Source organism: Streptomyces roseolus (genome assembly GCF_014649855.1).
GTDB lineage: Bacteria > Actinomycetota > Actinomycetes > Streptomycetales > Streptomycetaceae > Streptomyces > Streptomyces roseolus.
In genome coordinates, this window is record NZ_BMTV01000024.1 from 74822 (window position 1) to 95077 (window position 20256).

15 protein-coding genes are annotated in these 20256 nt (G+C 71.8%); 8 read left to right on the forward strand and 7 right to left on the reverse strand.

Going from position 1 to position 20256, the window contains the following annotated elements:
* The first annotated feature begins 81 nt into the window (after nucleotides 1–81).
* A complete protein-coding gene (locus tag IE245_RS26410) occupies nucleotides 82–1206 on the forward strand; it encodes a cation:proton antiporter domain-containing protein (protein ID WP_229851523.1) in 1125 nt (374 codons plus the stop codon).
* 87 nt (nucleotides 1207–1293) lie between these two features.
* Here IE245_RS26410 and IE245_RS26415 read toward each other — a convergent pair whose 3' ends face one another.
* The 3 genes from IE245_RS26415 to IE245_RS26425 form a co-directional block, all read right to left on the reverse strand.
* On the reverse strand, nucleotides 1294–1824 hold the full coding sequence (locus IE245_RS26415) for a TerD family protein (RefSeq protein ID WP_189951881.1): 531 nt from the start codon (nucleotides 1822–1824) through the stop codon (nucleotides 1294–1296).
* A 260-nt stretch (nucleotides 1825–2084) separates the two neighbouring features.
* A complete protein-coding gene (locus IE245_RS26420) occupies nucleotides 2085–3872 on the reverse strand; it encodes an ABC transporter ATP-binding protein (protein WP_189951882.1) in 1788 nt (595 codons plus the stop codon).
* A 506-nt stretch (nucleotides 3873–4378) separates the two neighbouring features.
* On the reverse strand, nucleotides 4379–4738 hold the full coding sequence (locus IE245_RS26425) for a hypothetical protein (RefSeq protein WP_189951884.1): 360 nt from the start codon (nucleotides 4736–4738) through the stop codon (nucleotides 4379–4381).
* Nucleotides 4739–4946: 208 nt separating this feature from the next.
* Here IE245_RS26425 and IE245_RS26430 point away from each other — a divergent pair, with 208 nt between their 5' ends.
* The 4 genes from IE245_RS26430 to IE245_RS26445 all read left to right on the forward strand — a co-directional run bounded on the left by IE245_RS26430 (nucleotide 4947) and on the right by IE245_RS26445 (nucleotide 7083).
* Nucleotides 4947–5213, forward strand: coding sequence for a hypothetical protein (locus IE245_RS26430; RefSeq protein WP_373305399.1), 267 nt, complete (start codon nucleotides 4947–4949; stop codon nucleotides 5211–5213).
* Nucleotides 5210–5704 (forward strand): OsmC family protein, encoded by a 495-nt coding sequence (locus IE245_RS26435; RefSeq protein ID WP_189951886.1) that lies wholly within the window; start codon nucleotides 5210–5212, stop codon nucleotides 5702–5704. Before IE245_RS26430 ends, IE245_RS26435 begins: the two co-directional genes overlap by 4 nt.
* Before the next feature lie 76 nt (nucleotides 5705–5780).
* On the forward strand, nucleotides 5781–6245 hold the full coding sequence (locus IE245_RS26440) for a hypothetical protein (protein WP_189951888.1): 465 nt from the start codon (nucleotides 5781–5783) through the stop codon (nucleotides 6243–6245).
* A 343-nt stretch (nucleotides 6246–6588) separates the two neighbouring features.
* Complete coding sequence (locus IE245_RS26445; RefSeq protein WP_189951891.1) at nucleotides 6589–7083, forward strand: RICIN domain-containing protein; 495 nt, start codon at nucleotides 6589–6591, stop codon at nucleotides 7081–7083.
* A 167-nt stretch (nucleotides 7084–7250) separates the two neighbouring features.
* Here the strand turns inward: IE245_RS26445 and IE245_RS26450 are convergent, their stop codons facing one another.
* Nucleotides 7251–10202: a tetratricopeptide repeat protein gene (locus tag IE245_RS26450; RefSeq protein WP_189951893.1), complete on the reverse strand. Its 2952-nt coding sequence runs from the start codon at nucleotides 10200–10202 to the stop codon at nucleotides 7251–7253.
* A complete protein-coding gene (locus tag IE245_RS26455) occupies nucleotides 10199–10639 on the reverse strand; it encodes a hypothetical protein (protein ID WP_189951895.1) in 441 nt (146 codons plus the stop codon). Before IE245_RS26455 ends, IE245_RS26450 begins: the two co-directional genes overlap by 4 nt.
* Nucleotides 10640–11023: 384 nt before the next feature.
* Here IE245_RS26455 and IE245_RS26460 point away from each other — a divergent pair, with 384 nt between their 5' ends.
* A complete protein-coding gene (locus tag IE245_RS26460) occupies nucleotides 11024–11938 on the forward strand; it encodes a transposase family protein (RefSeq protein ID WP_189952004.1) in 915 nt (304 codons plus the stop codon).
* Between the two features lie 95 nt (nucleotides 11939–12033).
* A protein-coding gene (locus IE245_RS26465; RefSeq protein WP_189951897.1) for an IS5 family transposase occupies nucleotides 12034–12851 on the forward strand; the annotation gives its coding sequence in 2 pieces (ribosomal slippage) (nucleotides 12034–12382 and nucleotides 12382–12851; 819 coding nt in all).
* A 9-nt stretch (nucleotides 12852–12860) separates the two neighbouring features.
* Here the strand turns inward: IE245_RS26465 and exaC are convergent.
* Together exaC and IE245_RS26475 are read right to left on the reverse strand one after the other, a co-directional pair.
* Nucleotides 12861–14384, reverse strand: coding sequence for an acetaldehyde dehydrogenase ExaC (gene exaC / locus IE245_RS26470; RefSeq protein WP_189951899.1), 1524 nt, complete (start codon nucleotides 14382–14384; stop codon nucleotides 12861–12863).
* Between the two features lie 109 nt (nucleotides 14385–14493).
* Nucleotides 14494–15723 (reverse strand): GAF domain-containing protein, encoded by a 1230-nt coding sequence (locus IE245_RS26475; protein WP_229851524.1) that lies wholly within the window; start codon nucleotides 15721–15723, stop codon nucleotides 14494–14496.
* Nucleotides 15724–15965: 242 nt separating this feature from the next.
* On the opposite strand from IE245_RS26475, the gene IE245_RS26480 reads away from it, so the two are divergent.
* The gene (locus IE245_RS26480) at nucleotides 15966–20234 is read left to right on the forward strand and encodes a bifunctional nitrate reductase/sulfite reductase flavoprotein subunit alpha (RefSeq protein WP_189951901.1); all 4269 of its coding nucleotides are present in this window, start codon (nucleotides 15966–15968) and stop codon (nucleotides 20232–20234) included.
* Nucleotides 20235–20256 lie beyond the last annotated feature (22 nt).

The following is a 20256-nucleotide window of genomic DNA, read 5'->3' on the forward strand; positions in this document are numbered from 1 at the left end:
CTTGAGCGGCAGGGCCGGCTCTTCTTGCTTCGTACGTGTTGTCGCCCCGGAACCGGAATCCACACGACCTTCGTCCTGATCGTGATCACCGCAGTGACAGCCGGGTGGGCGCTCGTCGCCCGTGGGCTTGAGCGGGGGCACGTCAGAGCGCCCGTGGTGCTGGTCCTCGCGGGCGTTGTCACCGGGGTGTTCACGCACAGCCAGATCGCGGTCACGCTCAACTCCGAGATCGCCCAGCACGTGGCCGAGGTCATCCTGGCGGTCCTGCTGTTCGTCGACGCCACGGAACTGCCGGGCGGCCGGCTGTTCGGCAAAGACCCCGGCGCGGCCGCCCGCACCCTGCTGGTGGCGCTGCCCCTGAGCCTGGCCGCCGTCGTCCTGCTCGGCACGCTGACGCTCCCCGGCCTGCCCGCGGTGATCCTCCTGATCATCGCGTGCATCATCGTCCCCACTGACTTCGCCCCGGCCGAGACCCTCGTACGGGACACCCGCATCGCGGCGCGCGTCCGCGACGTCCTCAACGTGGAGAGCGGCTACAACGACGGCATCATCTCGCCTGTCTTCCTCTTCGCCCTCATCCTGGCGGGCTCCACCTCACAGGCGCACCCCCCCATGCAGGCACTGGGCACGGCCGTGCCCTTTGCCGTGAAGGCCCTGGCGGCGGGGATGGCCCTCGGTTCCCTGCTCGCATGGCTGATGATCACGGCCGACCGCAGGCAGTGGATGACCGGGCAGTCCCGCCGGATCCTCGTCCTGGTCACACCGCTTCTCGTCCATACCGTGACGGTGGCGGTCGGCGGCAACGGCTTCGTCGCCGCGTTCGTCTGCGGCATCGCCTTCCGGTACGTCCGGCAGACCCCGGCCCGGCGGCACGAGCCCCGTGTCCCGGACGCCTCGGACTTCCGGCTCGTCGAGGACACCAGCTCGATCATGACCATGTGCATGTGGTTCTTCTTCGGCAACGCCACCGTGCTCGCCCTGAGCGAGGGCATCGACGTGCCGACCGTGCTGCTCTGCCTCGCCGCGCTCACCGTCGTACGCGTCGGTCCGATCCTGTTCGCCTTCCTCGGCTCGGACTTCACACGGCGTGAACGGCTCATGATCGGAGCCCTCGGCCCACGCGGCACCACCTCGATCGTGTTCGCCTGCTCGCCTTCAACGCGCTCCCCGATGGCCCCTCCGCGGACACCGCCCTGTACGCCATGACCATCACCGTGCTCGGCAGCGTCCTGCTCCACGGCCTCGGCTCGACGCCCCTCGCTCGCCTGCTCACCGCCCCCGCCGCCTCCCCGGTCAGCCTGGAAATGGATCGCTGAGCACGTGGGCCGGCCGGGCCTCGGCGGCCCGGAGGAGGTCGACGGAGGTGGTGCACGCCACCGGCTCGCCGAGGGCCGTCATGGTCCACGCGCCGCCGGCGCGGGTCACGTCCGCCATGATCAGCGCCGTGTGGAGGCAGCGGGCGGGAAGCACGCACCGGGCCAGCTCGTGGCCCAGGCTCTCGTCGACAACCCGGCAGTGTGCGCTCTGTACGGTCTCGAAGGTGCTGCCGTCGAAGGAACTGACGGCGAACACGACGCGGTCCGTGTGGGGAGGCAGCCGGGACAGACGGGCGACGAACGACTCGTCGTCTCCCTCGCCCGCGATGTTCTCCGCCACCGGGCCGGAGAGGTGCTCGATGGAGCCGTCCGGGTGGGCGGAGTTCTCGGCGAACACAGCGTCGAGGAACCGGCCTTGGTCGTACAGCAGGGCGAAGGTGCCGAGGCGGCCGTGCAGGCATGGCGCGAGGGAACCGGGACGCGGAGCGGACCGCCAGCCGGTCCCCATCCGCATCAGGTTGAGCGGGCGGCCGTCCGCTGTGCACAGGGGAACCTACCGGCCCTTGGTCATGTGGACGGGCACGGGGACTCCAGATGAGCCTGCGGACGGAGAGCGTGCAGGAGCGAACCGCCTGGTGACGTGCGGCGCCGTCCTCAGCCTCACGCGCCGTCCGGTGCGCCGGTATCCGACGGCTGTCTGGCGCCGCTCCGCCACCCGGCCGGTCTGCCCCCGCCGCATGGCGGGGGCAGACCGGCCGGGCACTCCACTCACACGGCGGGGCGCTCGGCCGGCACCAGGAGCTGGGTCGTCGCCAGCTGTGCGTACAGCTCGTCCTCGGCCACCAGCTCCTCGTGGGTGCCGATCGCGCGGACCGTCCCGGCGTCCATGACGACGATACGGTCGGCGTCCGTCACCGTGGACAGGCGGTGCGCCACCACCAGGACGGTGGTCTCGCGAGCCGTCTCGGCGATGACGTCCCGCAGCGCCAGCTCGTTGACCGCGTCGAGCTGCGAGGTCGCCTCGTCCAGGAGCAGCAGCCGGGGCTTGCGCAGCAGGGCGCGGGCGATCGCCACGCGCTGGCGCTCGCCGCCGGACAGCTTCGAGCCGCGGTGCCCGACCAGGGTGTCCGGTCCGTGCGGGAGACGCTCGACGAGGGTGTCGAGCCTGGTCCGGGCGAGGACGGCGCGGATCTCGCCGTCCGTCGCGCCGGGCGCGCTGAAGACCAGGTTCTCCCGCAGCGTGCCGGCCAGCACCGGCGCGTCCTGCTCGACGTACCCGATGACGGAGCGCAGTTCGGACAGCGGCCACTGCCGTATGTCCGTGCCGTCGACCAGGACGCGCCCGCCGGTCGTCTCGTAGAACCGCTCGATGAGCGAGAAGACCGTCGACTTGCCCGCGCCCGAAGGCCCGACGAAGGCCGTCATCCCGGCGCCCGGCACCTCGAAGTCCACCCGCTGGTGGATGTACGGCAGCCCGGGCCCGTAGCGGAAGGACACGTCCTCGAAGCGGACCGACGCCGGACGCGCCTCGGTCCGCGCCGGCCTGTACGTGGCGGGCGGCTCCGCGGCCAGACGGTCCACCTCCTTGATCCGGGAGATCGCGGCCGCGCCCTCCTGGTACGCGGAGGCGGCGTCGACCAGCTTGTACACCGGCTCCATCAGGTAGAACAGGTACAGCAGGAAGGCGATGAGCGTGGAGACGGGGATGTCCCCGGACGCCACCCGCGCCCCGCCGACCGCGAGCACCGCGAGGAACGCCAGCTCGACGGCGAGGTTGTCCGCCGTTCCCAGCAGGGCCTCCCACTTCGCGCCGCGCACGCCGTGGCGCCACGCCCGTCGGGCCGACGCCTCGACGCGGGCGGTCTCCCGCTCCTCGGCGCCGGACGCCTTCACGGTGCGGAACGCACCGAAGACCCGTTCCAGGCCGGTGGACATCTCCCCGACCGCGGCTTGGGAGCGCTCGGCGGCCTGCCCGATCTTCGGCATCACCAGGGCGGCGCCCACACCGACGACCAGCACCACGGCGAGGGTGACGCCGAGCAGGACGGCGTCCAGGAAGGCCATCACCACGATCGCCGCGATCAGCGTCAGCGCCCCGGTCGCGGCATTGACCACCGCCTGTGTGCTGACGGCCCGCAGCAGCGTGGTGTCGGAGGTGACCCGGGACATCAGATCGCCCGGCTGCATCCGGTCCACGGCCGAGAGCCGCAGCCGCAGCAGCCTGCCAATGAGGCTGCGGCGGGCGGCCAGGACCACCGACTCCGCCGTCCGCTCCAGGACGTGGGCGCCGAACGCCTCGGCCACTGTGCTCAGCAGCACCAGCACGGTCAGGGCCAGCAGGATGGTGGTGAGCGTGCCACCGGACGAGAGCCGGTCGACGAGCGCCTTCGTGGCCAGCGGCTGCAGCAGCCCGCCGGCCGCTCCCACCAGCGCCAACAGCAGACCGAGCACGACGGTCCACCGGTGCGGGCGGACGTACTCGTACAGCGCCTTGAGCGTCTCGCGGACGCGCAGGGACTCGGCACCCGTCGCCTCCGGGGCGGATGGGGTGTTCACAAAGATTCCTTTCGTACGTGACCTGCCGCGCAGCGCGTCAGCAGCGGCGGGCATCGGTCGAATCGAGCCGTGGCGCTTGACCCAGGGTGACGGCCGGCCGTCGCGGCGATCGTGTGCACAAGTACAGCGCGCAGGTCAGGGCTGAGGACAGCCATGCGGAGGCCACTCGCCACGAGCGCCATGCCGAAGAACTCTCAGAGCGCGCTTCTGCGCTGCCCGACGTTCCCCTGCTCCGGCCGGGGGCCGATGGGAAACGGCGGCTCCAGTTTCCGCGCACGCTCTGTCATGCCGCCAGCCTGGAAGCCCATGCCTTCCGTCGGCCATCCGACGATCGTCGGATGCACCCCCGCCAAGTGGCTGTAACCTCCAGCACACGCTGTATCGCTGGTGCCCCAGGCTCACAGCGTCCACGGCGTACAACACCGTGTCCCGGTGGCATGCCGCCGACCAGGAGCGGATCGAGGAAGGCGCACAAGGCGGCCTGCCCGTGGTCGGTGGTGGGGTCGCTACGGGCAGCCGCAGGTGAGGCGCTCGGTTTCGGCGTGGTCAGCCAGGGTGTCCTCGGCGAAGCCGTCGACCATCCCCATCGCCCACACCAGCAGCGGCCCCATGGTCGCTTCCGCGATCGGCTCGGCCTCGTTCTCCCCGCCGCGCGAGGTGGCCGGCGGCAGGAATGCGTCGCTGCCCGACTCGTCCCACGGTGGCTGGGTAATCCCGGACCGGTGGGCGCTGAGCAGATCGAACGCCCGTAGCCGGGTCAGTGAGGTGAAGATGTCCTCGATCCGGTCATGGGAGGTGCCGCTCGCGGCGGGGTGCTGCGCGTAGCGGCACCACACGTCACTGGTGTGCTGGCCCAGAGAGGTCAAGCCCTGCCCCTCCAGCTACGTGGCCAGGTACATCCACTGCTGCACCGTCGCCTTGATTTCGGACAGGCTGGTGCGAGCCCGAAAGCGCGTACCACGGCCGGCCAGGAAGGTGGGCCGCAGACCGCATCCGCGCCGCCCACGCCGCCGACCCGGAGCTGGTCGGCCTCCTGGCCGAGGAGACCTTCGCAGTGAGATCGCAGCCGCCCAGGTGCCCTGGCACGAGGTCGTCGCCTCCGCCGTCCGCCGTAGCATCCCCACCCCGGCCATTGAAGCCGCCCTCGCCCACTACGACACCCTGCGCGCCGACCTCCTGCCCGCCGCCCTCCTCCAGGGCAGCGCGACCACTCCGGCGCCCGCACCTACCGCCCGGAACCTTCCACACCCACTGGTCCCACCCCGACCGCCCCGAGACGGTGATCTGAGACCAGCCCCTTCTCCGCATCCGGCAACTCGCCCCAGGAGCGAACACCCATGACCGTCGTCGACGACATCGACGTCCATGCCCTGAAGGACACCACGGCCGCCGTCGCGGCCAACCTCCAGCTCGGCCAGGTCACTTTCTCCGTCGACGGCGCCTGGCAGGGCGGCTGCCGCCTCACCGCACAGACGGGCGCGCTGACCCAGGCCGACGAGCGGGACGAGTCCCGTGTCGCGAAGCACGCGATGAGCAGCGACGAGTCCGCCGCCCTCCTCGGCACCGACACCGCCGTCTCGCCCGCCGAGCACCTGCTCCAGGCCCTCACCGGCTGCTACGCCGCCACCCTCGCCTCCCTCGCCGCCGGACAGGGCACCGAGCTCAGGGCTTCCGCCTCGAACTCGAAGGCGACGTCTACCTCCGCGGCTTCCTCGTCCTCCGTGAGGTCGCACCACCGTTCCAGAAGCGCAGCTACGTATGCCGCTATGCGCTCGGTCGGAGGAAGGCCGGGCTCCTTGGCCGGTTCACCAGACGGACCGTTTCTGCGGTGATTCTGTTCCCCCATGCGGTCGAGGCGTTGGCGAGACCACCTCCGCCGCAGGTCGGTCGGCTGGTATCTCTGCGTTCGTGATCAGGAACCTGCTGCGCGGCGTTGCCACGTTCTCCCTCGTCCTCACCTCACTGGCACTTCCCTCCGCGGTTACCGCCGCGCCTGCTTCCCCTGCTGCCGGGGAGATGTCGGCCCGGGGTAGCGTCGTCGAACAGATGCCCGTCACCGGCGGGTCTCATATGGGGCACGCGCCGTCCGCCGCACCCACTTCGTACCGGATTCGGCTCAACAACACGCCGATGGTCGATACGGGTCGCGGCTGCTTCGAGTACCCCAGTCTGAACAACTGCCCGTTGGTACGGCTCATGATGGCGGGAGAAGACCTGTTCGACATCGTCTGCCAGCAGCCCGGCGAGCAGTACGGACGCACCAACTGGTGGGCCCTGGGAAGCGGTGCGGCCTACGCCTACGGCTTCGTACCGGTCGACTTGCTCGACACCCCACATCACCAACTTCCCGGAATTCCCCGCTGCTACGGGTAGCAGTCAGGCGAAGAGGCCCCTGGGCACGGGCGGTTTCCAGGGGCCTTCGCACTGTCGCTGACCGGTGCACCTTCAGCAGCCTGCGACCAGACCGGGCCGCTGCTCCATGGCGACCTGGTGCGCCCACCGCCTCGCAGCCGACGACCCCGGCGGAAAGCTCGGAACCACCCCACCCGCCACCGACACGACCAACCGCACACCACCGGTACGGTGGCTGGAGTATGAAACGGCGCAAAAGGGAACTGATCATTTGATTAAGGTTGAATTCCCTATTTGAGCAGTAATTGCGCTGACAGTCCTGTTATCGAATGCGAGCCATATTCACGTGCAGGAGGGACCCCACATGCGCTTCAGGGGCAGTAGGACGGTCGTCGGTCTGGCGGCACTGGTAGGCCTGGCGATGACCGGCGCGCCGACGAGTCAGGCACGGGAGCAGGCCGCAGAGGATCTTGTCTGGCTGGAGAACGTCGAGACGGGCAGGTGTCTCGATGACAGTCATGGTGGGGGGCTGCGTACGCTGGAGTGCAACCAGCTCAGCTTCCAGAAGTGGCGCGTTCTGCCGTCCGAGCACGGCGACGTGCTGCAGAACGCGGCGACGGGGCGTTGCTTGGACGACAGTGAGGCGTTCAAGCTGCGCTCGTACGAGTGCAACGGCGGCACGACGTTCCAGTCCTGGAAGCCCCGAATCTGGGAGCAGGGCAACGAGTATCTCAACGCGGCCACGGGTCTGTGTCTGGACGACAGTCTGGGCGGGGGGCTCCGTACCTTCCGCTGCGGCGGTGGTAATACGCACCAGCAGTGGCGGGTCTTTTACGACTCCATGGGCGCCACCACGTAGACGCCCACCGACGTCGCACGGTATTCGGCTGAGCACCAGTCTCGCAGGTGCACTGTTCGATGTACGCCGGCCCGGCACCTGTGGTCTGGCTATGGCGGCCCGCCCTCCCGTCACCGAGCGCACCAGGTGCACCTGATCGAGGTGTCCGGCCCGTACGGGATGGCGGGTCATCGAGGTGACGGCACGGCTGTCCTCCTGCGCAGGCCCCAGCGGAGACGTCGGGCCTCACGTCGGCTGGCACGCGCCTCGTGGCGCAGGCCGGCCGCTTTCTGGCGGGTTGCCAGCATGTAGAGGCGGTCGATGAGGTGATCGCGGTACTGTCCGGGGTCCGATGCCGCGAGTTGCCGGTCGACCTCCACGGCGCGCTCGAACGCTCCGACGGCCTCCAGCCGTCGGTCAGCCCGCCCATGTGCCAGACCGAGCAGCACATAGGTGTTGCTCAGCCAGTACCGTTGCCTTCTGTCATAGGGGACCATGCGCCGGTGCAGATCGGCGATCTCCTCCAGCAAGGGGATTTCAGCCGCGCCTTCCCGCCGCAGGGCGGCTTCGAGGCGAGGCAGGAGATGGGCGCCGTATCCACGCGCGTCGTGGCGGGCCATGTGACGGAACACCGCCAGTTCCACGGCGTCCACGACCTCCGCCCATTCCCGCCGGTCGTACTCGACGTAAGGGAGATGGCGGTTGGTGGCCGGCGGCTTGTAGGCGAGCTGGTCCACCTCGTCCCGTACCGTACGGGCGGCCGAGTGACGGCCCGCTGCCTCAAGCGCGGCGGCGTGGACACGCAGGGACTGGACGAGGTCATCCGTCAGCGGGAACGGATTCGCTTTGGCCCGCCGCCGGTTGATGTCCACCGCGCGGGCACTCGCCCCCACCGCCCACCTTCGCCAGTCGACCTCGGACAGCATTTGCGGGCTCATCCTCAGCAGGAAACGTGCCAGGTTGGTCAGGGCGGTCGACAAAGGGCCCTCGCGTGCAGGAAGCCCCTTGCGGGTTTTGCGGTCGAGGAGGAGGACCGCTGCGTGCGTCGCAGCGAGGGCGGCCGGTTCCCTCAACGCTGCCATCAGGGTGACGCCCAGGTTGAGGAACTGGAGGCCCAGGGTGTCCTCGTAGGCCCCGGGGTGCTCATGGGCGAGTTCGGTGACCAGTTCCAGCGCCTCGGTCTGCGCGCGCAGTGCCTCCATGTCCCGTCCGCACTGGCGCAGTACGGCCGCGTGGCTGGCAAGGGCGCCGGACAACCAGTAGCGCTGATCGTCCGGGTGGTGGATCCGTGTCGGTCTGCGCCGGAGTTCGACCGCGCGGCGGCCCGCCTCCTCCGCCTCCGGCAGCCGGTCGAGGTGGTTGAGAAGACCGCACAGGCTGTGCAGTGCCCTCGCGAGGTCCGGTGTGAACACCTCCGGATGCCGCGCCGCGAGGGTCTCGTACAGGGCGACGGCCTTCTCGGTGGCGGCGAGCGCCTCCGGCAGCCGTCCGGCCCCCGTCAGCGCGAACGCGAGCGACTCGTACGCCGCGGCGTGCCGGTCCGGGTCGTCAGAGGTGGCCATCCAATGGGGGAACAGTCGTTCCACGAGGACGGTACGGGGCGGGTCGAACTCGGCGCTCTCGTGCCTGGGCAGCTTGGCCTCGATGTCCTCCAGCAGCTCGGGATCGATGTCGTCGAGGGCCAGCAGGGTGCTGAGCGCCGGCCCCCCGGCGGCCACGGCGAGCCAGGGGGCCTGCCGCAACAGCGGGTACACATGGCCGTGGCGCAGATGCGGCCAGCGCGCGGCCGAGGCGGCCAGGAAGGTCAGGGCCCGCGGTGCCCACGGCGCCGGCCGCTCGTCCAGGCCGTGCGGCAGCAGCGCGCCGAGGACCGCTGGGGCCCACGGCGCGGACGGGTAGGCGGTCTCCGCGGTGTGCCCGGGGAGGGTGAGGGCGAGGAAGTCCTCGGCGAGCCGGTCGGGCAGCAGCGGCTCGAAGACGGTGCCCCGGTGGGGACCGGCAGGCGGATAGCAGACGGTGTGGTCCGCGACGGTCCGCTCGGCGGGGTGCGTCACGGCCGGAGCATTCGCGGCCACCTGGCTGACGACGTCGAGAGCGGTCTGCCGGGGGAGCGGACCGGTGAGGGTGGCGGCGAACACCGTCCGGTTCATCACCTCGGGCGCAGTGGCCCAGACCCGCCCGACCGCGGCCGAGCGGCGGCCCGCGTCCTGGGTGTGGAGCCGGGCCCAGTGCGCCCTCTCCCGGTTGAGGAGATACGTGACCAGGAACGCGGCGTCCGTGGGCGGAACTTCGTCCCTCACCTGCGCGTCGACCGCCACCAGGGCGGCCATGTGGACGCTGAGCGTCAGTCCGAAGTCGTCGTCCTCCAGGGGCATCGGCGGTAATACCCGCGCGGCGAAGGCCGGACCATGCTCCGGTTCGTGGACGGCGGCGAAGGCGTCCCGGGCGGCGCGGAACATCTCCGCCCGAGGTTCGCTGCCGTCACCGCCCGGCAGCGGTCCGAGGAGCTGGGTGGAGGTGGCAGCCTGGACGTCGCTGAGCGTGGCCTGCACGGCCGGCCACGTGTCGGAGGAACGGGCGAGCATCAGCACACGAGTCGGCAGAGCCGGCCGGTGCAAGAGCCGGTTGCTCAACAGCCAGGTCAGGTGCGGCAGGGGCCAGTGGTCGGCGTAGTCGACGACGAGGAGGAGCCCGGGGGCGCCGTCGGTCCGCAGGTCGACGCTCTCGTCGGCGGTCGGCGGAGCCAGCACGTTGCCGGGGCCGTGGACCGCCCTGACCACCTTCCAGCCGTCGGCGAGGGTCTCCCGTGCGAAGGCGGCCGCGAGACGGCTCTTGCCCTGCCCTCCGGGGCCCTGCAGCCACCGGACAGCCAGTCTGCGCGCGGAGTCGCGCCAGGCGCGCAGATCGGCGAGTTCCTCGGCCCGCCCCGTGAACGGCACGATCTCGTGCCGGGCGCTGAGCATGCGACTGGGCAGCTCGCGCAGCCACTCCGGATCGGCTTCCGGGACGGCGCGCCAGTTCTCCAGGACGTAGACGGGCAGTCCGTCCACGTAGACATGGATGTCACCGTCGACCACCGCGTACGCGAAGCCGCCCTCGGCGCTGACGCGCTGGCGTGCGGAAGGGTCCCGCCCGCTCATGCCGGGGCGTCACCGGGGGTCGGCCGGTGGTGGTGGACGTGGACGCTGCTGCCGGGGCCCTGTGCCCCGAACGCGGCGCCGCCCGCGCGCGCAATGATGTGCTGGGACCACGTGTCCCCGCCCCGAGTCCGGGCACCGTCCTCGACCAGAGCTCGCAGATCCTCGGCGGCCTCGGGATGATCCCGCAGCAGTGCGGCAAGCCGACGGGCCCAGGGCCGTACCAAGTCGTCCCGTACACCGTCGGTGTCATCCCCCTCGCCCAAGACGAGTTCGGCGTCACCGTCCAACTGGGCGCGCACCACCGCACTCTGGTCTTCGTCACGGCGCCGGAACAGGTCCACAACTCGGTCCCGTGTGCCTTCCCACACGCTGGTGGCCATCGCGGCCACGACAGTGGTGGCCCCCGTCATGGCCAGGACCGTCATCGGGTCGGACATCAAAGCCTCCGTCACTGACTGCACACGCTCGTATTCGTAGTGAATCTCATTCGTCCTGGGCTCATGGGTGAAACAGGCCAATCACATGGCACACCTTCCTCTGACGGGGTGACGACGGCTCGCGAGGTCATGGCGGAAGGCGGCGAGTGCATCGGCGCAAGGAGACGGTGGTAGACGCGCCGAAGAAGACCAGCGAGCGGGCCGCCCGTGCGACGCCATGGGTGAGGACGGCCCCTTGGCCAGGGCGATCCGGCTGAGGCGGATGACCTGCTCCCCGCGCCCGCGGGGGTGGTCCCATGCGCTCAGCAAGGCGCGAGCACAGCAAGATCTACTCTTACGAGTTGGTGCGTGATAGCGGGTGGGCATGCTCTGCTGGTGAAAAGCATGGTGGACCGTTCGGTCCTGGCGCATCCGTTGTTCACAGGTGTCTCGAGGAGTCATCTGTCTTCGCTGATCGCGGAGTTGGCAGGGCCGTGGGTGGCCGGGGTCGAAGGCCGCCGGCACCAGGCTCGAGGCGGGGCCAGGAAGCGGGCGCCGGGAGCGGGTGCCCGCCATCGGCTGGTGTTCGTGGACCGGCTTGTCGCCACGCTCATCCACCTGCGTCACGACCTCCCGCACGGGGCCCTGGCCCTCCTTTACGAAGTGGACCGTTCCACCATGACCCGGGCGGTCGGTGAGGTGCGCCGTCTGCTGGCCGGGAGAGGATTTGCCGTCCCCAAGCGGCCCGGGCTGCGACTGCGGACCCTGGAAGACGTCTTCGCCTACGCCCAGGCCGAAGGGGTCCTGTTGCGGCTGGACGCCACCGAGGTCCAGGTCCGCAGGCCCACCGCGGGCCGGGGCGGACGGCGGGCGTTCGTGTCGGGCAAGAAGAAGCAGAACACGATGAAGGCCACCGTCATCGCCGACCACCACGGCCGTACCCTGTGGACCGACGCCCTGCGGCCAGGCCGCATGCACGACGCCACCGCCGCCCGCACGGCCGGCATCGCCAGTTGCTTCCATACCTTCGACCTGGTCCAGGTCCTCCTCGATGACGGCTACCTCGGCCTGAGCAGAGACCATCGCGGCAAGGCCCTCACTCAGCCGCGCAAGCTACGGCCGGGCGCAACACTTCCCTTCCTCGAACACAACGAACGCCAGCGACACGAGCACTCCTCACAACGGATCACCGTCGAACACGCCCTCGCCGACCACAAGCGCTGGAAGCAGCTCCAGCGCTGGATCCACCGTCGCGACCGCCTCCCCGATACCTACCGCGCTATCGCCGGCCTCGTCTCCGACCGCAACACCACCACCTGACGGACGCCGTGAACAGGGCGAACACGCCTCGCCCGCTATCACGCACCAACTCGTTAGGTCGTGTCCTACGTGGTGAGGTGGTCGTTGGGGTTGTCATGGGGCGGGGTACGTGGAGTCGGATCGTTCCGGACGGGCTGTGGGAGATCGCGAAGCCGTTGATCCCGCCCTCTCGGGTGCGGCCGCAGGGCGGTGGGACGCAGGACACGCCTGATGAGACGCTGTTCGCCGCGATCGTCCACGTCCTGGTCAGCGGCTGCGCCTGGCGGGGTCTGCCGCCCTGTTTCGGCGTCTCGAAGTCGACCGCCCGTCGCCGGTTCCTGATCTGGTCCAGGGCCGGGGTGTGGGGCCGGCTGCACGAGGAGATCCCGCACCGCCTCGACGACGCCGGCCTGCTCGACCTGTCCCGCGCGGTCCTCGATTCCGCCCACACGAGGGCGAAAAAAGGGGCGAACCCACCGGACCGTGCCCAGCGGACCGGGGCAAGGCGGGCTCCAAGACGCACGCCCTGTCGGACGCGAACGGCCCGCCCCTCCTCGTCGGCCTCCCGGCCGCCAACACCCACGACAGCCAGGCCCTGAAGCCCATGATGCTCGGTCACCAAACGAGACACGACCCTCACCGGGGCCGGAACTTCAAACCCCAGCGTCTGCACGCCGACAAGGCCTACGACATACCTGAACTGCGGAAATGGCTCCGTGGGAAACGTATCGGCGTCCGCATCGCACGCAAGGGCATCGAGTCGTCCGAACGCCTCGGGCGCCGCAGGCGGGTGATCGAGCGGACCATGTCCTGGCTGACCGGCTACCGCCGGCTCAACCACCGCTACGAACGACACCCCCGCAACTACCTGGCCTTCCTCGGCCTGGCCGCAGCCATCTGCTGCTACAAGCGACTCGTCCGCCTCACCACATAGGACACGGTCCTAGAAGAATCCGAGCTTCTTCGGCGAATAGCTGACCAGCAGGTTCTTCGTCTGCTGGTAGTGCTCCAGCATCATCTTGTGGGTCTCCCGGCCGATGCCCGACTGCTTGTAGCCGCCGAAGGCGGCGTGGGCCGGGTAGGCGTGGTAGCAGTTGGACCAGACGCGGCCGGCCTGGATGGCGCGGCCGGCGCGGTACGCGGTGTTCGCGTCGCGGGTCCAGACGCCGGCGCCGAGCCCGTACAGGGTGTCGTTCGCCGTGCGGACGGCGTCGTCGAAGTCGGTGAAGGAGGCGACCGCGACGACCGGGCCGAAGATCTCCTCCTGGAAGATCCGCATGCGGTTGTCGCCCTCGAAGACGGTCGGCTGGACGTAGTAGCCCCCCTCCAGGTCCCCGCCGAGACCCACCTGCTGACCGCCCGTCAGGATCTTGGCGCCCTCCCGCTGCCCGATCTCCAGGTAGGAGAGGATCTTCTTCAGCTGCTCCGCCGACGCCTGCGCGCCGATCATCGTCGCCGGGTCCAGCGGATGGCCCGCCACGATCGCCTCCGTGCGCGCGACCGCCGCCTCCATGAACGCGCCGTAGCAGCCGCGCTGCACCAGGGCGCGCGAGGGGCAGGTGCAGACCTCGCCCTGGTTGAGGGCGAACATCGTGAAGCCCTCCAGCGCCTTGTCGCGGAAGTCGTCGTCCGCCGCCCACACGTCCTCGAAGAAGATGTTCGGCGACTTGCCGCCCAGCTCCAGCGTCACCGGCTTCAGGTTCGCGGAGGCGTACTCCATGATCAGGCGGCCCGTCGCCGTCTCGCCGGTGAAGGCGATCTTCGCGACCCGCGGGGAGGACGCCAGCGGCTTGCCCGCCTCCTCGCCGAAGCCGTTGACGACGTTCAGCACGCCCGGCGGCAGCAGGTCCGCGACCAGGCTCAGCCAGTAGTGCACCGACGCCGGCGTCTGCTCCGCCGGCTTCAGCACCACCGCGTTGCCCGCCGCGAGCGCCGGCGCCAGCTTCCACACCGCCATCAGGATCGGGAAGTTCCACGGGATGATCTGCGCCACCACCCCCAGCGGCTCGTGGAAGTGGTACGCCACCGTGTCCTCGTCGATCTCGCTGAGCGACCCCTCCTGCGCCCGCAGCGCCCCCGCGAAGTAGCGGAAGTGGTCGACGGCGAGGGGGATGTCGGCGGCGAGGGTCTCGCGGACCGGCTTGCCGTTGTCCCAGGTCTCCGCGACCGCGAGCGCCTCCAGGTTCGCCTCCATCCGGTCGGCGATCCGCAGCAGCACCGCCGACCGGTCGGCCGCCGAGGTCCGCCCCCACGCCGGCGCGGCCGCGTGCGCCGCGTCCAGGGCGCGCTCCACGTCCTCCTCGGTGCCCCGGGCGATCTCGGTGAACGGCCGGCCGTCGACCGGGCTCGGGTTCTCGAAGTACCGGCCGCGCGCCGGGGCGACGTACGCGCCGCCGATCCAGTGGTCGTAACGCGGCTGGTACGCCATGAGCGCGCCCTCGGTACCGGGTGCGGCGTAGCGGGTCATCGGCAGACCTCCCTGAAGGTCGTACGGATCCGGCCGCCGGGACCCGCCGGACGGCGGGCGCGCGAGCGGCCGGGGACGGAGAGAGGGCCCGTCGTCCCGACCGGCGCTCTCACCGCCGAGTGTGGGGGAGCGGACGTTGCAGCCCCGTTGCACCGGCCGACAGTTCCGCCTCCAGCGCGTCCAGCCGGGCCCGTACGGGCGCCGCCTGCGCCGCCGGCACCGCCGCGCACAGCGCCCGCCACACCTCCAGGTCGTCCTCGCCCCACGCGCTGTGCGCCCAGTCCGCCAGCAGCAGCGGATCCGCCCGCGCCACCAGCGCCGCCCGCAGCCGGCCCGCCAGCCGCTCCCGCAGCCGTACGACCCCGGGCGCCGCCGACCCCGGCAGCAGCGGGCCCGCGTACTCCCCGGCGGCCGCCGCGACCGCCCCCGCGGCGAGGCGCCGGTCCACCAGCGCGAAGTCGGCGTCCACCGGTCCGGCCAGCCGGTACGGACGCGAGGCCAGCACCTCCGGCCCGAGCAGCGACCGCAGCCGGGACAGCTCCGCCCGCAGCGTCACCGGGGTGACCGACCCGTCCTCGTACAACAGGGACAGCAGCTCCTCCCCGCCCACCCCCTCCGGCCGGTGCGCCAGGACCACCACGATCTCGCTGTGCCGGCGGCTCAGCCGCAGCCGCCGCCCGTCCACCACGAGCAGCGCCTCGTCCCGGCCCAGCGCGGTCAACCGCGGCCGCCCCGGCGCCGGCTCCGGGGCGAGCAGCGCCAGCTGCGCCTCGGCCGCCCGCGCCACCGCCCGGACGAGCCCGAGACTGTGCGGATGGGCGAGCCCCGCGCCGCCGGTCAGGTCGACCGCGCCCAGCAGCCGCCCGTCGCGCGGATCGTGCAGCGGCGCCGCCGCGCACGTCCAGGCCCGCACCGGCGGCCGGAAGTGCTCCGCCGCCACCACCTGCACCGGCCGGCCGACGGCGAGCGCCGTCCCCGGCGCGTTCGTCCCCGCCGCCGTCTCCGCCCAGCCCGCACCGGCGACGAAGTTCATCCGCCGCGCCTGCCGCAGCGCCGCCGGATCCCCCTCCACCCACAGCAGCCGCCCGGCCGCGTCGCACACCGCGAGCAGATGCCCGCCGTCCCGGGCGTCCGCGCCGAGCAGCTCCCTGATCACCGGCATCGCCGCCGCCAGCGGATGCCCCGCCCGGTACGCGGCCAGCTCCTCCTCGTCCAGCTCCGTCGGCGCCGCCCCCTCCCGGCTGACCCGCGCCCGCTCGGACCGCCGCCACGACTCCGCCACCACCGCCCGCGGTCCCGCGCCGGACCGCACGTTCCACCGCGTCGACGCCTCGCTCAAGTCGGCCTCCCCATCGAGGACGTACGGCTCGCTCCAGGGGCACATCGTCGTGCCCGCGCCGACCGTCGACAAGCACCGGAACGCGCCGTGCGGGCGCGGGGCCCCGGGGTCCCGCGGAAGCGGAGCGGGGCCCTCACCGAGCGCCGGGGGCCGGCGTGCGGCCCGCGTAACCCGTCCCGCCCGGAGGGCGTGATCGGCCGGAAACCGGATCTTCCTAACGTCTTGCCCATGGGAGAGTTCCCATGTCGGAGACGGTGTCGGTACCGGTGGGAGGGGTGCACGTGGGGTCGCCGGAAGCGGAGGACGGAACGGTGCGTACGGCCTGCTCGTACTGCGGGGTCGGATGCGGGATCGTCCTCGACGTCGTGACGGACCCCGCGACGGGGCGCCGCCGGGCCGTGAAGGCGTCCGGCGACAAGGCCCACCCCGCGAACGCCGGGCGGCTCTGTACCAAGGGGGCCACGAGCGCCGACATGCTCGCCGCCCCCGGGCGGGCCACCACGGCGCTCGTGCGGCCGGAGCGCGAGGCGGCACCGGTCGCCACCGACGTCGACACCGCCGTCGCCGACGTGGCCCGCCGCCTCCGCGCCCTCCTCGACGAACACGGCCCCGACGCCCTCGCGTTCTACGTTTCCGGCCAGATGTCCCTGGAAGCCCAGTACTTGGCCAACAAGCTCGCCAAGGGCTTCGTGCGGACCCCCCAGATCGAGTCCAACTCCCGGCTCTGCATGGCCTCCGCCGGAACCGGCTACAAGCTGTCGCTCGGCGCCGACGGCCCGCCCGGCTCGTACGACGACTTCGACCACGCCGACGTCTTCCTCGTGATCGGCTCCAACATGGCGGACTGCCATCCGATCCTCTTCCTCAGGATGATGGACCGGATCAGGACGGCCGGGGCGAAACTGATCGTCGTCGACCCCCGCCGCAACGCCACCGCCGACAAGGCCGACCTCTTCCTCCAGATCCGGCCCGGCACCGATCTCGCCCTGCTCAACGGCCTGTTGCACCTCCTCGCCGAGGACGGCCGGCTCGACGAGGAGTTCATCGCCGCGCACACCGGGGGCTGGGACGCCATGCCCGCCTTCCTCGCCGACTACCCGCCCGCGCGGGTCGCCGAGCTCACCGGCATCCCGGAGGACGACATCCGGCGCGCCGCCCGCTGGATCGGCGAGGCCGGCGCCTGGACGAGCTGCTGGACCATGGGGCTCAACCAGTCCACCCGCGGCACCTGGAACACCAACGCGCTCGTCAACCTCCACCTCGCCACCGGCGCGATCTGCCGACCCGGCGCGGGCCCCTTCTCCCTCACCGGCCAGCCCAACGCCATGGGCGGACGGGAGATGGGCTACATGGGCCCCGGCCTGCCCGGGCAGCGGTCGGTGCTCGTCCCCGCCGACCGCGCCTTCACCGAGGACCTGTGGGGCATACCGGCGGGTTCGCTCCGCGAGGACGCCGGACGCGGCACGGTCGAGATGTTCGAACGGATGGCGGCCGGCGACATCAAGGCCTGCTGGATCATCTGCACCAACCCGGTCGCCTCCGTCGCCAACCGCAAGACCGTCATCGCCGCCCTCGAAGCGGCCGAACTCGTCGTCACCCAGGACGTGTTCGCCGACACCGAGACGAACGCGTACGCCGACGTCGTCCTCCCCGCCACCCTGTGGGCCGAGTCCGACGGCGTCATGGTCAACTCCGAACGGAACCTCACCCTCGTCCGGGGCGTCGTCGACCCGCCCGGCCAGGCCCTCCCCGACTGGCAGCTCATCGCCCACGTCGCCCGCGCCATGGGGTTCGCCGAGGCGTTCACGTACACCTCCGCCGAGGAGGTCTTCGAGGAGCTCAAGCAGGCCTGGAACCCGCAGACCGGCTGGGACCTGCGCGGCGTCACGTACGAGCGGCTGCGCGCCACCCCCGTGCAGTGGCCCGCCCCCCGCGCCGAAGGCCCCGCCCGCAACCCGATCCGCTACCTCAACGACGGCGTCAGCCAGACCCTGCTGGAGCGCCCGGACGGCACCCGCCCCCACCTCGCCTTCCCGACGCCCGACGGCCGGGCCCGCTTCTTCGCCCGGCCGTACCTCCCGGCCGCCGAACTCCCCGACGAAGACTATCCGTTCGTCCTCAACACCGGTCGGCTCCCGCACCAGTGGCACACCCTCACCAAGACCGGCAAGGTCGCCAAGCTGACCAAGCTGAACCCCGGACCGTTCGTCGAGGTCCACCCCGACGACGCGGCGGCCCTCGGCGTCCACGAGGGCGACCACCTGGAGATGGCCTCCCGGCGCGGCCGCGCCGTCCTGCCCGCCGTGGTGACCGACCGCGTCCTGCCGGGCACCTGCTTCGCCCCCTTCCACTGGAACGACCTCTTCGGCGAGTACCTGAGCGTCAACGCCGTCACCAACGACGCCGTCGACCCCCTCTCCTTCCAGCCCGAGTTCAAGGTGTGCGCCGTGAGCCTGACGAGGACGGCGGCGCCGGTGCCGGTCCCGGCGCCGACCGCGGGATCCGCCACCGAGCCCGCCGCGGAGGCGGACCCCGGCACCGGGCCCGCGGCGACGGCCCTCGCCGCCCTGTTCGGCGTCGCGGAGCTCGTACCGCCGCCGCTCACCGAACCGGAGCGCCGCTACCTCGCCGGATACCTCTCCGGGCTCGCCGCCGCCCCCGCCGACGGTCAGGTCCCGGTCCTGCCCGCCACCGCCCCCTTCAGCCCCGACCACGGCCTCTGGGTCGACGGGGTCCTCGCCGGGATGTTCTCCCGGACCCCGGCGGACGCGTCCGCGCCGCTCCCGGCGCGGGCTTCCATCGCCCCGGCGGCCTCGGAGGACCACCCCCGGCGGCCGGCCCCCTCCACCCGCCGGCTCCTGATCCTCTGGGCCTCGCAGACGGGCACCGCCGAGGAGTTCGCCGCGACGGCCGCCGGCCGGCTCGCCGACGCCGGTCACCGGCCGGAGCTCCTCCCGATGGAGAGCGCCGACCTCGCGGAGCTCGGCGCCGACACGGATCTGCTGGTGGTGGCCAGCACCTTCGGGGACGGCGACGCCCCCGACAACGGCGCCGCCTTCTGGGCGGCCCTGAACGCGCCCGGCGCCCCGCGCCTCGACGGCCTGCGCTACTCCGTGCTCGCCTTCGGGGACTCCGCGTACGACGACTTCTGCGGCCACGGCCGACGGCTGGACGAGCGCCTGGCGGAACTCGGCGCGGGCCGCCTCCTCCCCCGTACCGACTGCGAACCCGACCACGAGGAGACCTCCGGAGCCTGGCTCACGGCCCTCCTGCCGCTGCTGCCCACCGAGGCGGCGGAAGCCTGCGCACCGATACCCGTCGAGCGGCCCCGCACCGTCCCCGTGCCGGCCTCCGCCGCGCGCACCGACCCCCCGGCGTACTCGAAGTCCTCGCCGTTCGCGACGCTCCTCGTCGGCAACCGGCTGCTGAGCCTGCCCGGTTCGCAGAAGGAGGTGCGCCGCTTCACCTTCGACACCCGGGGCGGCGAGCTGGCGTACGAGGCGGGCGACGCCCTCGGCGTCTGGCCGGCCAACAGCGGGGAACTGGTCGCGGAGTGGCTGGCCCTCACGGGCCTCGACCCCGCCGAACCCGTGACCACGGGCACCGGCACGGGAGCGGAGGCGGACACCCTGCCCCTCGCCGAAGCGCTGCGGACCCGTCTCGACATCACCCGCATCACCCCGGACCTGCTCAGGTTCGTCGCCGAGCGCACCGGGAGCCAGGAGCTCAGGCGGCTGCTCCGCCCCGGCCACAAGGACGAACTCGCGAAGTGGAGCTGGGGACTCCAGGCCCCCGACCTCCTCGCCGCCCACCCGGTCCGCGCCTCGGCCGCCGAGTGGGCGGGGGTCCTCAAACGGCTCCAGCCGCGCCTGTACTCGATCTCCTCCAGCCCCCTCGCGCAGCCGGGCGAGGTCAGCCTCACCGTCTCCGTCGTCCGCTACGCCAACGGCCGGGGCCGGGAGCGCACGGGAGTCTGCTCCGCGTATCTCGCCGACCACGCCGACGACGGCCCGGTGCAGGTCTTCGTGCAGCGCTCCCCGCACTTCCGCCCGCCCGCCGACCCCGCCGCCCCGCTCGTCATGGTCGGCCCGGGCACGGGCGTGGCCCCCTTCGCCGGCTTCCTGGAGGACCGCCTCGCCCGCGGCCACAAGGGCCGCAACTGGCTCTTCTTCGGCGAACAGCGCGAGGCCACCGACTTCTACTACCGGGAGGACCTCGAAGCCCACCTGGCGAGCGGCCACCTGGACCGCCTCGACACCGCCTTCTCCCGCGACCAGCGCGCCAAGGTCTACGTCCAGGACCGCATGCGCGAGCACGGCGCCGCCCTGTGGTCCTGGCTCCAGGACGGCGCCCACGTCGCCGTCTGCGGCGACGCCGCCCGCATGGCGAAGGACGTCGACCGCGCCCTCCGGGAGGTCGTCGCCCGCCACGGGCGGATGACCGAGGAGGAGGCGGCCGCGTACGTGAAGCAGCTGGCGGCGGAGAAGCGCTACGTCCGCGATGTCTACTGACCCGCGCCCGTCGACATCGCGG

Excerpts from the sequence above, each read along its gene's own strand:
- IE245_RS26435 (WP_189951886.1), top strand. The coding sequence starts at position 5,210 with ATGACCGTCGTCGACGACATCGACGTCCATGCCCTGAAGGACACCACG.
- IE245_RS26445 (WP_189951891.1), top strand. The coding sequence starts at position 6,589 with ATGCGCTTCAGGGGCAGTAGGACGGTCGTCGGTCTGGCGGCACTGGTA.
- IE245_RS26415 (WP_189951881.1), bottom strand. The coding sequence starts at position 1,824 with ATGGGGACCGGCTGGCGGTCCGCTCCGCGTCCCGGTTCCCTCGCGCCA.
- IE245_RS26455 (WP_189951895.1), bottom strand. The coding sequence starts at position 10,639 with ATGTCCGACCCGATGACGGTCCTGGCCATGACGGGGGCCACCACTGTC.
- IE245_RS26480 (WP_189951901.1), top strand. The coding sequence starts at position 15,966 with ATGTCGGAGACGGTGTCGGTACCGGTGGGAGGGGTGCACGTGGGGTCG.
- exaC (WP_189951899.1), bottom strand. The coding sequence starts at position 14,384 with ATGACCCGCTACGCCGCACCCGGTACCGAGGGCGCGCTCATGGCGTAC.
- IE245_RS26460 (WP_189952004.1), top strand. The coding sequence starts at position 11,024 with ATGGTGGACCGTTCGGTCCTGGCGCATCCGTTGTTCACAGGTGTCTCG.
- IE245_RS26450 (WP_189951893.1), bottom strand. The coding sequence starts at position 10,202 with ATGAGCGGGCGGGACCCTTCCGCACGCCAGCGCGTCAGCGCCGAGGGC.